Annotated in this window: 10 protein-coding genes; 3 read left to right on the top strand and 7 right to left on the bottom strand. The window is 42.8% G+C overall.

Annotated features, from left to right (window positions below):
• Positions 1-64: 64 nt before the first annotated feature.
• Together JMX89_RS05620 and murU are read left to right on the top strand one after the other, a co-directional pair.
• The gene (locus tag JMX89_RS05620; RefSeq protein ID WP_227673019.1) at positions 65-1,180 is read left to right on the top strand and encodes an aminoglycoside phosphotransferase family protein; all 1,116 of its coding nucleotides are present in this window, start codon (positions 65-67) and stop codon (positions 1,178-1,180) included.
• A gap of 84 nt (positions 1,181-1,264) precedes the next feature.
• Positions 1,265-1,993 (top strand): N-acetylmuramate alpha-1-phosphate uridylyltransferase MurU, encoded by a 729-nt coding sequence (gene murU, locus JMX89_RS05615; RefSeq protein WP_201531234.1) that lies wholly within the window; start codon positions 1,265-1,267, stop codon positions 1,991-1,993.
• Positions 1,994-2,088: 95 nt separating this feature from the next.
• On the opposite strand, the gene JMX89_RS12970 is transcribed toward murU, so the two are convergent.
• The 7 genes from JMX89_RS12970 to JMX89_RS05585 form a co-directional block, all read right to left on the bottom strand.
• Positions 2,089-2,205 (bottom strand): hypothetical protein, encoded by a 117-nt coding sequence (locus JMX89_RS12970; RefSeq protein WP_020443792.1) that lies wholly within the window; start codon positions 2,203-2,205, stop codon positions 2,089-2,091.
• 61 nt (positions 2,206-2,266) lie between these two features.
• Positions 2,267-3,283 (bottom strand): cytochrome d ubiquinol oxidase subunit II, encoded by a 1,017-nt coding sequence (gene cydB / locus JMX89_RS05610; protein WP_011514020.1) that lies wholly within the window; start codon positions 3,281-3,283, stop codon positions 2,267-2,269.
• The gene (locus tag JMX89_RS05605; RefSeq protein ID WP_149409593.1) at positions 3,283-4,776 is read right to left on the bottom strand and encodes a cytochrome ubiquinol oxidase subunit I; all 1,494 of its coding nucleotides are present in this window, start codon (positions 4,774-4,776) and stop codon (positions 3,283-3,285) included. The genes cydB and JMX89_RS05605 overlap by 1 nt, the downstream gene beginning before the upstream one ends.
• A gap of 502 nt (positions 4,777-5,278) precedes the next feature.
• Positions 5,279-7,888: an esterase/lipase family protein gene (locus JMX89_RS05600; RefSeq protein ID WP_201531235.1), complete on the bottom strand. Its 2,610-nt coding sequence runs from the start codon at positions 7,886-7,888 to the stop codon at positions 5,279-5,281.
• Positions 7,889-8,286: 398 nt separating this feature from the next.
• The gene (locus tag JMX89_RS05595; RefSeq protein WP_201551090.1) at positions 8,287-9,450 is read right to left on the bottom strand and encodes a tetratricopeptide repeat protein; all 1,164 of its coding nucleotides are present in this window, start codon (positions 9,448-9,450) and stop codon (positions 8,287-8,289) included.
• Positions 9,451-9,679: 229 nt separating this feature from the next.
• Complete coding sequence (coq7, locus tag JMX89_RS05590) at positions 9,680-10,318, bottom strand: 2-polyprenyl-3-methyl-6-methoxy-1,4-benzoquinone monooxygenase (RefSeq protein WP_227673023.1); 639 nt, start codon at positions 10,316-10,318, stop codon at positions 9,680-9,682.
• Positions 10,319-10,522: 204 nt separating this feature from the next.
• Positions 10,523-11,863, bottom strand: a complete 1,341-nt coding sequence (locus tag JMX89_RS05585) for an MFS transporter (RefSeq protein WP_201531238.1) — start codon at positions 11,861-11,863, stop codon at positions 10,523-10,525.
• A 487-nt stretch (positions 11,864-12,350) separates the two neighbouring features.
• Between JMX89_RS05585 and JMX89_RS05580 the strand changes: the two genes are divergently transcribed.
• Complete coding sequence (locus tag JMX89_RS05580; RefSeq protein WP_201551087.1) at positions 12,351-15,722, top strand: autotransporter assembly complex protein TamA; 3,372 nt, start codon at positions 12,351-12,353, stop codon at positions 15,720-15,722.
• Positions 15,723-15,779 lie beyond the last annotated feature (57 nt).

Raw genomic sequence — 15,779 nt, 5'->3', positions numbered from 1 at the left:
GTATTTGTCCTACTTATCACTCATTTAGTCATTTACGACTTATATTTAACCTGCGATGCTTTTTATGACCGATAAAACACTATTAAATCTTACGATACCTGCCATTAATACGCGCCAAGAGTCATTAGAGTGCTGGTTGCAACAAGTGTTCGAGAATCAAACCTTTACTCTTGAAAGCTTGCCAGGTGATGCCAGTGCTCGCCGTTATCACCGTATTCAGCTAGTAACTATTGATACAGATGATACGACAAAAATAGCGCGTTATATTGTCATGGATTCGGCTGATGAGCAAGACGCGATGCAGCAGTTTATTAATGTGGCAGCACTCATGTCGCAAGCCATCAATGTGCCGACGCTGATCGCGCAAGATGTGACAAAAGGCTTTTTGGTCTTGCAAGATTTTGGCGCGGTAGAGTTCGCTCATTTATTGGTTGGTGCTACGCCTGCGCAAGTAAATGACTACTATCAATCAGCGATGCAGACACTAGTTGCGTTGCAACAGATACCGGTAGAGACAGCAAAATCTCAGCATCAATTGCCTGATTATGATGCCGCAATGCTAACCCGTGAAATGGACTTATTTAGCGACTGGTTTATTCCACATATCGGCGTGACACTTGATACGTCATTATGGGAAAACCTAAAATCAGCCTTGATAGAAGAGATTCTATTACAACCGCAAGTCATCGTCCATCGTGATTATCATAGCCGCAATTTGATGCAGGATCAGGCAGATAACACGCGATTAGGGGTGATTGACTTCCAAGATGCGGTGATTGGCGCGCATAGCTATGACTTGGTATCATTGCTACGTGATGCCTATGTCGAATGGTCGGAAGCGCAAGTAACGCAGTGGATTCATGACTTTTGGCAATTGCAAAAACAAGCAGGACTGGCAACAGCAGACAGTGCTGAGCAACTTGAAAGTCAGGTCAATATCATGGGCGTACAGCGGCACCTAAAAGTGCTAGGTATTTTTATCCGGCTTTATGAGCGCGATGGTAAAAGTCGTTATTTAGCGGATATTCCTAAAGTCATGCGTGATTTTCTTTTTGAATTAGAATGGCTAAGTACAAAAGGCAGTGCGCGTCTGCAACAAGTCGTTTTGCCATTTAATCAATGGATAATGGATACAGTATTGCCTGCTTATCAAACCAAATTTGTGCAGCAATATATTTAACGCTCATATATTTAATGCCAATGTATTCAAAGCTATTGATCATCAGCCGCCTCGTATAAATTTCGCCAAGAATAAGGATTATCTATGTCGGTAATAACGCAAGCCATGATTTTGGCAGCCGGTAAGGGTACGCGCCTGCGTCCATTAACTTTAGAGACACCAAAGCCGTTAGTGGAAGTAGGTGGGCAGCCACTTATTATTTGGCATATTAAAGCGCTACAAGCCGCTGGTATTACTGATATTACGATTAATGCCTCTTGGCTGGCTGATAAGTTGATGGATACGCTTGGCGATGGCACGCAGTTTGGCGTACAGTTGCATTGGTCACTTGAAGCTGACGCGCCATTAGAGACAGCAGGTGGTATTTTTAAAGCGCTACAAACTGGAAAGTTAAAAAATGAACCATTTATTTTAGTCAACTCTGACGTATGGACGACGTTTGATTTTAGTCAGTTGGTCACGTATGAGCTAAGCGCAGACCAGCGCGCCCATTTATTGTTGATTGATAATCCTGAACATAATGAGGGTGGCGACTTTGCTATTAATAATGGTTTGGCAAGCGAGCAGGCCATTGGTGACGCCGATAAATATACTTTTGCTGGCATCAGTGTGGTGTCGCCACGATTGGTTGATGGCTTGGTATCAGGTCAATCTGCCGCCCTTGGACCCTTACTTAGACAAGCAATGATAAAATTCCAAGTAACGGCTGAGATCATGCCTGATAATTGGATAGATGTTGGTACGCCTGAGCGCCTAGAGCAGGTAAATACCTTTATAGAAAATAAAGGTGTAAGCGAACATTGCGGTGCTTAATCTATAATATCTAGTAGTAATAGGCCATAAAAAACCGCAGTGCTAATTATTGATTAGCACTGCGGTTTTTTATGAATAACTAATGGGATAAATGTTTATACGCCCATTGCCAATTTAATCAGCTGGGCAATGGTAAAAATCGTCAGAAAACCTGCGATATATAAACCAATAAACCATGCCCACTGAGATTGTTTTTTACTAAGATTTTTCATGATATTCTCCTCAACAGTTTTCTCCTGAAAACTTAGAATATAGAATACTGCTTAATAGCTATTAATACATGTGCTCGTGACCGGTTTTACCTTTAAACGTATAGTAGGCAAAGGCGGTATAGCTCAAAATAATAGGCAGCATAATGCCAGCACCAATAAGCATAAATGATAATGAAGTATCTGCTGCTGCTGCCTCATAAATGGTCATTTGATACGGCACGATGTAAGGAAAAATCGCAAAACAAACACCGATATAACCCATCAAAAATAGCACGACGGTCAATAAGAACGGACGATATTCACGCTCTGAGGTCAAGTCTTTACGCATAAAGAAAAATAACGCCAAGACGATAATCGGCATCGGTGCAAGGTACAATAACCCTGGGAAACTAAACCAACCTTCAAGCGCATCAATGTCTGAGAAATACATAAAGGCAGTCACGACAATCATTGCGACTACCAATGCTGATAGCATCCAACCAGAAACTTTACGCGCCCAAACTTGCAGCTTATGCTCAGTCTTAATAATCAACCACGTCGAGCCAAGCAGCGCGTAACCGATAATCAGAGCGATACCGCAGACCACAGAGAATGGCGTGAGCCAATCAAAAGGGCCGCCGGTATATAAACGATTACTTGCCTCTAATCCTTGTACCAACGCGCCAAGCATAATCCCTTGGAAGAAGGTAGCAACCACAGAGCCGATAAAGAAAAAAGTATCCCATACATAGCGATGTGAGGTTGCTTTAAAACGGAACTCAAATGCCACACCGCGCATAATCAAACCGAACAGCATAAAGGTGACCGGCAGATAAAGCCCTGTCATAATAATGCCATAGGCGACTGGGAAGGCGGCAAATAAGCCACCACCGCCCAATACTAACCATGTCTCATTACCATCCCAAAAAGGGGCGATAGAGTTCATCATGCGGCTACGATTTTTGTCCGAGCCTGCAAACGGGAATAAAATACCGCAGCCCAAATCAAATCCATCAAGTAACACGTAAACGAAGACAGCTAAAGCAATTAAGCCACCCCAGATGAGGGGTAAATCTAATACGTCACCAAAGTTAAACATTAGCGTAATCCTCCATCTTCGACGTCATCAGCAGGCTGATCCAAATCTTCTACTTTCTCACTGGCATTACTATCGCCGCTTAACGTGCGACCTTGACCTTCAGTGATAGAGTGCTCATAGAAGTTATCATCAGCAGGGTCTTCATACGGCTGTGGACCCTTTGCGATCAAGCGTAAGATATAAAAGCTGCCTGCGCCGAACACAAAGACATATAGTACGATAAAGCCAATCAGCGTCGTTGCCACTTGTTGTGCCGCAACCGGAGACATGCTTTCTGCCGTGCGAATGACGCCGTAAACTGTCCACGGCTGACGACCGGTTTCAGTGACGAACCAACCAGCAAGTAGGGCGATAAAACCCATCGGGGTCATCATCATCCATAAGCGGTGGAACCAGATACTGTCAGAATTAAATTGTTGTTTTTTGAAGTATTTATATAGACTAAATAGTCCCACCAATACCATCAGCATACCAATGGCAACCATAATACGGAAAGCCCAAAAGACAATGGGAACGAATGGTCGATCTTCTGGTGCCCAGTTTTTAAGGCCCTTCACTTCTTTATCAAATGAGTGAGTTAAAATTAAACCGGACACATAAGGTATTTTAACTTCATAGTGATTTTTTTCTGCTTTTTGATCCGGAATGCCGAATAATACCAGCGGTGCACCGCGCTCATTTTCCCAAAGCCCTTCCATCGCTGCGACTTTGACAGGTTGATGCTCTAATGTATTAAGCCCATGCATATCGCCGATAAGTACTTGTGCTGGGGCAACAAAAATCGCCATCACCATCGCCATACCGAGCATGACACGACCATGTTTGCGATGTTCGACATGTTTTTTGGATTGTAGATAATATGCACCGATGCCGCCGATAACAAAGGCCGTCGTCAAGAAAGCTGCGGTCATCATATGGGCATAGCGATAGGGGAAGGAGGGGTTAAAAATGATTTCTAACCAGTTGGTGGGATATAGTAGACCATCTGCGCCAACTATAAAGCCTTGTGGCGTCTGCATAAAGCTGTTAGCAGCCAAAATCCAGAACCCTGATATCAGCGTACCGATAGCGACAATTGCCGTTGAGGCAAGGTGCATACGTTTACTGACACGACCCCAGCCAAAGAGCATAATCCCTAAGAATGATGCTTCTAAGAAAAAGGCGGTCAATACTTCATAAGCAAGCAAGGGACCCAGCACGTTACCCGCTTTATCGGAAAAAACTGCCCAGTTGGTGCCGAATTGGTAGGACATTACCACGCCTGACACGACACCCATGCCGAATACCACGGCAAATATTTTTACCCAGTGTTTGTAGACTTCGGCATAGATAGGCTCACCAGTTTTTAACCAGCGAAACTCTAAAACGGTCAAGAAGCTGGCAAGTCCGATTGAAAAAGCTGGAAAAACAATGTGCCATGAAATAACAAAAGCGAACTGGATACGCGCAAGCATCAGCGCATCAAGCTGGTCAATCATAAATGTAGCGAACATAAGCGGTTACCCTTATATTGTAGCTGAATAGCGCTTGCTTCCATGTTACGCTGAAATCATTGTTCGTAGCTGTCCGTCGATACGGATGTCAGTAGGATAAGAAGTGTTACGAACAATAGTCAATGTAAACTGGCTATCGTTGTCATTTAGACAACACCTTATCTATGATAATTTAAGCACTACTATTTAGTTAAAGTAAATAATTTATGTCCTTATAAACTATAAGATATGTCTCTTATGGCATTATTAAAATATTTTCTATTTCAGCATTATGCGCCTGAGTCTGCTTACGCGCAAGTTGCTATCCAGCCATATCACGCACCTATTGGTCATAAATGATTAACAATGTAATATAGTGTTTTTCAAGCTATGGCTATTGTTTAAGTAAGGTTATCAATAGATACAGAACAGTAATATAAAACAATACCTTTTAATAATATTTTTTGGCTATCTATTGTAAAAAATCTACTGTGAAAATAACCAACCTGTCATTCAATTTGAGCTATTGCTGTAATTGTTTATGCAATATACGTCGCAAAGTCAGAATGGTTTGTGGATTTTCTTGGATACTATGACCGCCATTGATCACAGTCTCAGACGCTGCACCATCAAGATGCGCACTGGTATAGGGTACGATACCATCTGACAGACGCTCAGTTAATGCTTGGCTAATCTCTTCATTGACGATAACAGCAGCAACCAGTGCTTCAGGTGGCAAGGTATCTGTCTTAGCAGTCACATCTTTTGCAGTCTCTCCATCAACTACAGCAGCTGAAACGTTTAAATTATCTGAGTTTTCTACATTGCTGGTACTACTGGTATCGACAGTCTCAATTACGCTATCGTCATCTTCTATGACTGCTTGTGACAAATCAAGTTTGACGCCTTCCGGTTGCATTGCAGCCAGACCTCTTGTGATATCAGAATCGTTATTGGCAATAATCGAATGATAAGTAACACGTTTGTTGATGCTAATGTCTTTGGTTAATTGAATAAAGGAGGATTTGTCACTCAATTGACTGGCACCATTTTGCAGGTATAACGCCCCTAAAGGGTTATTCGCCAAGTCGCCTTTTATAGCAATGGTTGCCAAATTGTCCGTAACGGTTTTTACTAAGCCCACCGGCAAATAAATAATGCGGCGTAACGCACGGGTAAACCAGCGATCGGCATAGTCAGTACCTTGGAATGGTGAAGATAAAAAGACTGCCGTATCAACTTGCGGTAGCGCCTTTAATTCAAAACGGTTGCGTAGCTCTTTATTGGTAAGTGCTTGCTTGAGCATGGCGTCAACCTGACGCTGGCTGCTGTTGGCTAATAAACTGTTATCGTCTAATGCATCCAGATTATTCGCCAAATTATCATCAGATAACATCATGCGAGCAATGATGCCGCCCATGCTATGGCTAATAATGACGCTGTTCTTACTGGCAAGATTTTCCCCTGCAGGGTCTGTTTGCTGATAAGTGGCAGTGATTAATTTTTGGATTTGATAGCGATTTTCTAAAATAGGCAGATTGGTCGGATAAAAGATTTGCCATACCTGATAGTTATTACGTAATTTATCATCATTAAAAATATCGTTGGTCAAATTGACCCACGTTGCCGGACTTGATGCAAGACCATGCAGCATGATAATCACACGTTTATTAGGGTCGTAGGGCTCAAGCATAAAAAGTTTGGGTAAACTGGCTTCTTTTTGACGGGTAATAAGGTTTAGATAGCCGACACCATCGAGCTGATTTTCTGCTAACCAGAGTCCATAACCGGCAGAGAAGTTGGCGGCCAGTGGATAGTCATCGCCTAAGATAGAGGCGCTCTCGCTGCGGTAAGGGTTATATAAATGGATATCTAGCTGCTCACTACTTAGGGTGTCGAGTACGCTAGTGCCCGTAGGTTTAATCAGTCCTGTCATCAATAGATGCCCAGTAGGATAAATGCGTGAGCTGGCATCTTCTTCTTGAGCAATTTTTGCAGCGTTGCTTGCGCTATTGTTGCCAAGTCTGCCATTAGCAGCTTCTTGACCGATTTGACCTGAGAGCGAAGAGAGTAATAATTGACGAATAGTAGTGGTATAGCGATCGTCCAATGACGCTACCAAACTGATACCTAAACCCGGTCGCTTGCTAATGGAGTTTAGCCCCGACAAGCGCAGCTCATAAGTAGATACTAAGTCTGCTAGCGCAGAATTTTTCTCATTGGCATTTTTAAGATAGTTGTTTTCATTTGGCAAATAGACGTTTAGATGATAGTTGTCTACTTGCACCTTCATTACTTTGACTTGATCGGTCGGCTGTCCTTTGACGGGTGAACTATTGGCAATGGCTGCATTGACGGCAAGCTCACTACTATCATGCCTGCTGGTATTAGTGGTCGTGGCAAGATGCTCTACTTTTACATTGCGCATCAATTGGTTCATGTCGCCTGTTGATTGATAAAGCTGAGTAATAACATCGTTGCTCGCGGCATTATAGATATCTTGAGTTTGGATATCGATATCGCTTGGGATACGATTTTTTGCCCGCCCGCCACTTACTTTTTCATCGGCTCCTTCAAAATCATGCTCTAAGCTGTCATAGAATAAGTAGGTATAGCTGGATTTGATGGCATCAAAGAGACGCTCTTGATAGTCGATTAAACATATCTCGGTTTTGCTCTGCTGCGCTTTAGCTTCAGCATCATCCAAAGGTGCATTGGCATAATAGGGATCAAGTGGCGGACGGGCAAGCGCATTGCTACAGCTCTTTGAGGTAGCGAGTTGGCGCGCTTTTGCATAGTGTAACTCTGAAAAGGCGGCCAGTGCTGGGCGATAGTGCCTATTAAGCATGCTATCAGCAAGCTGTGTTAAGCAAAGCTCAAACTGCTGCATACAGGCTTGCTCATTGAGCCCTGCTGACAATAATAATGATGCGGTATCACTACTGAGCTTGTTATCAGTGACAATATTACCTCGCTGCGCCGAAATCGTCTTGGCAGAGGCCTGTCTATTGACAGAGACAGTGCTACAGGCAGGTAATATTGCCATAGCTGATAGCAGTGCCAATACAGCTAAAGGCATCTTATTTTTATGAATAGCTGTCGGCGCATTATTGACAGGGTCAGCGAAAATCATAGGTAATTCCAGTGAATAATGGACAGGCATGTATTATAAAATAGCAATTATATTAGGATGAGTGTAGCGGAAGTTTGGTGCTTCGACTATCGTATTTATCGTCTTATATTCAAATTTTGCTAAATTTACTGGATACGACGCTGGAGAAAATAGCACTACTGAAAAGATAGAATAATAAAGAAAGACAGCGCTTCAAATAAAAGTAAATGTAAGAGCGGGATGAAATTTTATTTGACATTTATAATGTGCGTTTATATTGGGTGCAAAAAAGCGCCTTTGTTCTATATTGTTAAGTTCGCAATATAAAATAAGACGCAAGATTGATGCTTTTTCAGTGTTTTTTTAGCTATTTTTGATGACGTATTTTGTACACGTTATCTTGTGAAAATGGGTTTGATTTACATATTTGGTTTGATATTTGATGCGGGCAAATCCCAAATATAAAACTTACCGTCTTCGAGCAGCTTGATTTGCTGACGGATAACCGTATTGTCTGGGACTCTTTGTTCCAAACGACGCAAACGCTCTAGCGCTTTTTCACGGCGATCACTCAAGACATCCGATTGTGCCAAGCTTTGCTCAGCTTCGGTATAACCTAAGCTGACGGCTTGATCAAGATACTTTTGACCTTCTTTAAAACCGCCGCCTTCTGAGAGCATCATGCCGTAGATAAAGTTGGCTTCGCCGCTATCGGGTTTGATTTTGATGGCACGGTCAATATACTGCCCGCCACGTACCGTATATTCTGACCCTAAATCTAAGTTACGTCCCATACCATTTAGCTTAGCAGCACGCAATAACACATCGTAAGAGGCATTGGATGATTTGGCATAAGGCTCAATCCAGTCAGTTAGTACTTTGATTTTTTCACGAGCATAATAACGCTGGGTGCGGTTAGGGAAGTTTGGTGGATAATGGCGTGCATATGGTGATGTGTCTTTAATAAAATCATCAAGTAAGCTGACATCCAACTTGTCGGTACCAAGACCGGTTTGCTGCGCTATCAAGATGGTAGGTACAAAGCTGATGTCTGAGAGTTGCACTTGCGGCGTTGGGATATTTGGCAGCTGACCACTACGTAAATCGATACCCGTTGCAACCATTGGTCCACGCTCATAAACTCGCGTCGTCCCTGTAAGCTCAGCATTTTGGTTGGCTTGGATTGCTTGATTTTGGCTAGGATTTTGAGGTGCACGAGTGGGCTGTGTATTAGTGATTTGAGCATTGGTAACTTGAGAACTAGTAACTTGAGCATTGCTTTGTTGATTGGCATTAATATTTGCTTGAGCACTCACTTGTGCAGCAGTACTTGTTGCCACTTCTGGTTGAACAGTGGTTGCCACCTGAGTAGCACTGACAGCCGCATTAGGTCTAGCAAGGCGAATCACTCGTTTGCTTGAGTCAATCGCGCTTGGCACAGAAATACTTGCAGTCGCTGAAGCATCAACTTCAGCGGCATTCACAGGCGCAGACAACATCATGGCACAAGCTGCAGCCAATGCGGTTAAAGTCGCAACCTTAGGCGATTTTTGAGAGTGGGTCGGTTGACTGATGGCGTTCATAAAGATAGTTACCTTATTTAATCGTTATTTTGTCTATTTGGTCGGTATTGATAAATTCATTGCTTGATAGCTGCTTGATAACGATGCCGATGTCGTATTCATATAGTTACGGCAAAATCGTACAATTTTTATACCCTAGCAAATTAATCTCAATACAAACAGTAGTAGGATTGTTAAAAGTCATTACTGAGGCAATTTTTACAGCATGATGTTTGTCAAAGTAAATCAATTAAAAATGATAAGCCGTGGCTTTCATACGGTTTGCCATCCAGCGCATGGTATGGCGCATGAGTGGCGACAATCCAGCGCCACCATTGGCAAGTGCCAACTCACGATGATGTAATTCCTCGCTATCCATTTGTGCCAATATCTCTTTTGAGCGCTGATCTTGCGGCGGCAATTGTCCAATATGATCTTGTAGATGTTCGCTAACTTGTGCTTCTGTTTCAGCGACGAACCCTAAGCTAAACTCGTTAGAGATGGCACCCGCTACTGCACCAAGACCAAATGACATGCCATACCATAAAGGTGTAAACACACTTGGATGACTACCAAGCTCGCTTAGACGCGTCTCACACCAGACCAGATGGTCGACTTCTTCTTCAGCAGATTGCTGCATGGCTTGTTTGACATTATTATCTTTTGCCGTAAATGCTTGTCCATGATACAGCCCTTGCGCACATACTTCTCCGGTATGATTGATACGCATCAGCCCTGCAACGTGCCGCGATTCTGTAATACTCAGCTCAGGAATCTCATCACTACTCACAGGCAGAGGGCGAGTACTCGGATTGGAATGCGGTACGACCGCTCGCAATGCCTTGTCTACCCCAAGCAGTAATTGATCGATTTTAGATAAGGAACGCAAAGCCATGATTCACTCCTGATGGCATTATTTATTATGAATAACGTGTTGCTATGAATTTTTAAAGCGTTGCAGCGACTACTACTCAATCTTAGCGCTTACTATAGCAAACAACATCAATGGTCGGCATCATAATAATGAGGCGTTCAGCAATCGATTTATAATAACAGTTGTCATTAATGCTGTTGATTCAAATTATCAAACCCTTTAATCATGTCTGTTTAGCTGATCATCATGAGTTTGTATGATGGCATGTTTAATATGTTTGTTCAGCTTGGTATATAAAAATACCCCAAAGGCAATATTAAGCAAGCCTGTAACAAGGAATAACTGCGGTAGTGACATGCCTAAGCTATTTAATACCACGATAGAAAAAATCGCTGAGCCAACCATAAATATGGCATTGAAAATATTATTGGCACCAACAATACGTGCACGATGGCTTTTGGGTGCGTAAGCCTGCATAGATGCATATAAAGGGACAATATATAAGCCGCCACTAAAGCCCAAAAAGAATAAATCGACGAAGACGCGCCAGCTACCAGAAATAGCGAATAATCCGCTCACTCCGATTAACGTCTCAGTATTCCCATCAATCGACAATCCTGATAGCGAAAAATACAAGTCGATAGCAAAGATACTCAAACCAGCGATACCAAAGGGTAATAAACGTAAGCTGACCTGATTCTTGGTAAGCCTTTTGCATAATAATGAACCGATAGAGACACCGACTGAGAATAAAGTCAGCAGGAAAATTACCACTGATTCATCGCCATGAAGAATGACTTTGCTGAATTCAGGTGTTTGGGTCAAAAAAGTCGCGCCATAAAACCAAAACCAGCTGTTGCCCAAGATAACGAAGAACAAAAACCGTAAGGAATATAAATAACGTACCGTTGAGACACTGGTGGTAAAGATATTCCAATTAATCTTCAAATCAGGCTGCATCGCTGGCATGGTGGGTATAGATCGGGCGGCGAAATAACCTAATATCGCAACGACTATTACGGTTAGACTAATCCAATATAGCGGCTGTGGCACTTGGGTTAAGACGCCAGCGATAATCATACCAAGTAATATCGCTAATGACGTACCCATTTGAAACAGACCATTGGCACCGACCAATTCATTTTCTTGCATCGCTTGTGGCAAGTAGGCATATTTGATAGGCCCAAAAAAGGTAGATTGTGTGCCCATTAAAAACAACGCGACAAATAAGAGTGCATACCACTCAAATACAAAACCCACTGCCGCAATCACCATAATGGACAGCTCAAGCAGCTTGGTTAAGCGGGTCAATTTAGACTTTTCAAACTTGTCAGCGATTTGCCCTGCCAGCGCCGAAAATAGAAAATACGGCAAAATAAATAACATGGCCGCCAAGTTATTTAAAATACTGACCTCAACGCCAAGCTGGCTCGCCGCCGTGTAGGTCAAGACTAATATCAGCGCTTGCTTAAAAATATTGTCATTAAACGCTCCCAAAAATTGGGTAAAAAACATGGCGCTAAAACGGCGACGCTTAAATAACTGAAACTGATTGGCCATGGAAATTCCTGCAAATGGGTCAAGACAAGTAAAAGTGAAGCAAGACGGAGAAGATAGTCATTAATACTAGGGTAATTATCAACGCTATCAAAAACTTAACTAAATATGGCATAGGTTTTATCAATGTTAAGCCGTATAATAGCAAGGCTTTGGCAAAAATACATACGTCCAATGCTATGATTTCATAATTAACTAAGTTATGATTTGTAAATTTTAGCCGACTAAATCCTAATAAAGTGGCCAATAGCAAAGGTTTGCCGATGCTTAAATGGTCTGATGCCGATGCTTAAATGGTCTGATGTAAGTAATTTTTTATATACTAATTACATATTAATGCTTCAATCGTAGGCTAAATCGTCAGACAAAAAGTAAAGCTGCAAGTTAAAAAATTGTTTTAGCTCATTATAATTGTTGTCATCACTGTATTTACCGCTAAGACTTAGCAGTCGTCAGCGTCAGCAACCTTGCACTGCGTGAGGGAATAGGAATGAATATGAAACATCAGCCTTCAACACCAGTGCATAACGTACCTGTTAAGTTGCCTGACCTCTTAGGTTGCCAAAATAGTTCAATCAAATCTAGCGCTGCTATTAGTGCTAACGACACTCCGCGTCTTTATTTTACCCGCACAGCGCTTTTTAGTGCATTGACCACCAGCTTGGTCGGTTTTGGCTGTAGTCTTGCCCCTGCAGCTTTTGCCGCTACTACTGATTCAAATAATAGCGCTATAAGCAGCCAGATAACAGCAAAAAATGCTACAGCAGCGTCACCGAAAACCGCCAAAGCGGCGATTTCTGATGATGACCGTCAGCTGGATATGGCGTTAGATGCGCTGCGCCTAAAAAAAGCGGTCGAGCAAGGTATTATCGAGCAATCGGTATTGGATGACTATAGTAAGCAAACGCTAGGTATTAAGAATCCAAACGCGAAAAATTCAGCTGGCAAGACTAACAGTAATGTTATTCCAGAAAATGCCAATAGCTTTAATAATGATTTCGATGATGCGCAAAATTTTGATACAAATCAAGATCTAGAGCAGCAAGCAGCAGCGATACAGCAGCAGGGCTATCAGATGATGACGCCTGAAGAGATTGATCGTGAGCTTGCGGCGATGGACAGACAAAACGCGCAAGATATCGATAGGATTGGCACTAGTAATATTGGCACTAGTAATAATAGTGGTTTTGATGCACCTGTCGCCACTTTAGACGATCGTACGCCGCCGATTGGGTTGGATGTGGAATTAGACGCGACCAATCTGCCGATACCCAGTAATTTAGATACATTAGGCATCAATGAAAGCATTGCTGAGCGAGCAGAGATCATGGCGCGTCCTATTACGGTTAGCGATGCTGTCAGCAGTGGTAATGCCAGTGAAGTGATGGATAACGATATTTTAGCCAACGTCAATCAATCAAAGAATACAGAAAACTCGATCAATCCTGATGACTATTTGCCAGATTATCAAAACGATACCGAAGCCGTTAGCGAAAGTATCGAGCAAGCCAAAACGCCGAGTCCAATGGCGCGTAATAAAGGCAATATTGTCAAGCGTCTCTATAATCGATTGTTTAATTCAGGCTCACTGGCGCTACCACACGTAGATACTACGATTTACTTACAACAAGTCGCAGCTAACAATAGCAATGCTGTAAATACCAAGCCGATACTAGTCAAAGCTGATGACGATGTGCAGCCTATTAAGAATATCAAGGCGGCGCTTGATGATACCACTGTGCAGTCTGTCGTTGACTTTACAGCGGCATTACCGCGTTTACGCCAAACCGCATTAGATGCCGCAAAAGCAGTTGGTTACTATGATGTGACTTTGCGTCTAAGCCAGCCTTATACAGACACGATCGACGTCGTCATTGAAAAGCTGGGTGAGCCCGTACGTGTCGATAGCCGGATTGTCGACATTCGCGGTGCAGGCAGTGAGCAAAAAGAATTTATTGAGCTTGAAAAAGATCTGCCACTAAAAGAAGGCGATATCTTCAACCACCGCGTCTACAAAGACAGTAAAGCTGCCCTTGAGTCGCTCAGTAATACTTACGGTTACTTTGATCAATATTGGTTAAATAAATCCGTCGATATTATCTTGCCTGATAACACAGCAGATGTTTCACTGGTTTACAATACTGGCGATCGCTATGAGTTTGATGAAGTGGTATTTTTTACTTATGATAGAGAATCAGGGACACTGACCCGTGATCCTGCAAAACTGCCCGTTGAATTGTCACTGTTAAGGCAGTTATTCGACTTTAAAGAAGGCGATCCTTTTTATCGTCCCGCTGTCACCAAATTCAGTAACGATTTATCGGCGACCCGTTATTTTAATACCATCAACGTTGAGTCGATTTTGCCGCCAGATGAGCGCACACAAAGTGCTACTTTGGCCTTTGATAACTCACCAAATGTAGACAATTTTATTGAAACAATGGATGATGAAGTAAACAATGCTTCTGATGTTAATGCGCGCCAAATAGAAGGTGTTAGTAATGAAGGCGAGCTTTATGCCAATAGCGGAGAGAAAGTAAATGCGGCTGACATTGCTGCTATCGAATTTGAAGCCGATGAAGAGACGCTTGAGAAGCTCCAGGCCATTAAGCAAAAAGCAGAACGCTTAAGCCGTCTGCCAAATGATCGGGTATTGGATGAAAAAGACCAAGATTCAAACAGTATTTTAGGTAAAATTAGTGATGCTATCAGCGACATTGCACAAAAGATATTCCCGGATGAGAAAAGTATATTGGCGGATGAGAACTTCGTACCACCAACATTGGCAGGGCGTAAAACACCTCAAGAAGTGTTAGAGAGTAAGAAAGTACCCCTATACGTGTTTGTGGCAGCGAATAAACCGCGTGATGCTCAGGTGGGTATTGGTTATGGTACCGATACTGGTGTCCGCGCAACCGCGAAAATAGATTATAATCTGCTCAATCGTAAAGGCTATCAGGCAGGACTTGAGACAGAAGTTTCGAGAATCACTAAAAATGTCGGTGTCTATGCTAGCAGGCCTTGGAAGCACCCTTTGAATGACAAGCTTGAAGCAAGTTTAACTTATGAAGAAGAGGCGATTAATCAAGGTGAAGGCAATTTTGATTTGTCTACCAAAACCCTAAAAGGGTCGCTAGCGCGTAATATCCGCCGTGAAACGGGTTGGAATCGCAGCTACTCTCTGCGCTACCGTTTAGATGAGTTAGAAACGGGTATTGATGATGAAGCGCAGTTAAACGATCTTCCTATTCGCTTTACGTCTTCAGAGCCTAGACAGCAAGCATTATTACTTGGTTATGGCATCAGTAAGACAGATGTAGATAGTGTCACCAATCCCACTAGCGGTATCCGCCAATACTATTCGATTGAAGCGGGTGCTGATAAAGCGCTTAGCGATACCAATCTAGCAATCGCTCGCGCTGGCGTCAGCGGTATTTATAGCTTTGGTGCCGATGATAAGCATCAAGTGCTTGGCAGTATCAATACCGGTTATATTTGGGCAGATGACTTTAATGAGGTGCCTTATAAGCTGCGCTTCTTTGCTGGTGGTGACCAAAGTATCCGTGGTTATGACTACGAAAGCTTATCGCCACTAGATAAAGGTTATCTGACCGGTGGACAAATCCTCGCAGTTGGTAGTGCAGAATATAACTATGAGTTTAAACCCGGCTTTCGCGGGGCGGTTTTCACCGACATCGGTAACGCTTATGACAAAGATTTTGATACAGACACCAAAGTTGGCGTTGGCGTCGGTATCCGCTGGGCATCGCCCGTTGGCGTGGTACGCGTCGATGTTGCCGCTGGCGTGACAGAAGAAAGTATTCCAGTCAGATTACATCTGTTTATTGGCTCTCCTTTGTAAAAGTATATAAGCAAAACCATTGTCTTTATTATTCTAGCGATTGCTGGTAATTCATTC

The sequence above is a fragment of the Psychrobacter sp. DD43 genome, from assembly GCF_904846555.1.
GTDB classification, from domain to species: Bacteria; Pseudomonadota; Gammaproteobacteria; order Pseudomonadales; family Moraxellaceae; genus Psychrobacter; species Psychrobacter cryohalolentis.
Note: the sequence above shows the minus strand (reverse complement) of the source record. Positions and strands in the feature narration are given on the sequence as shown.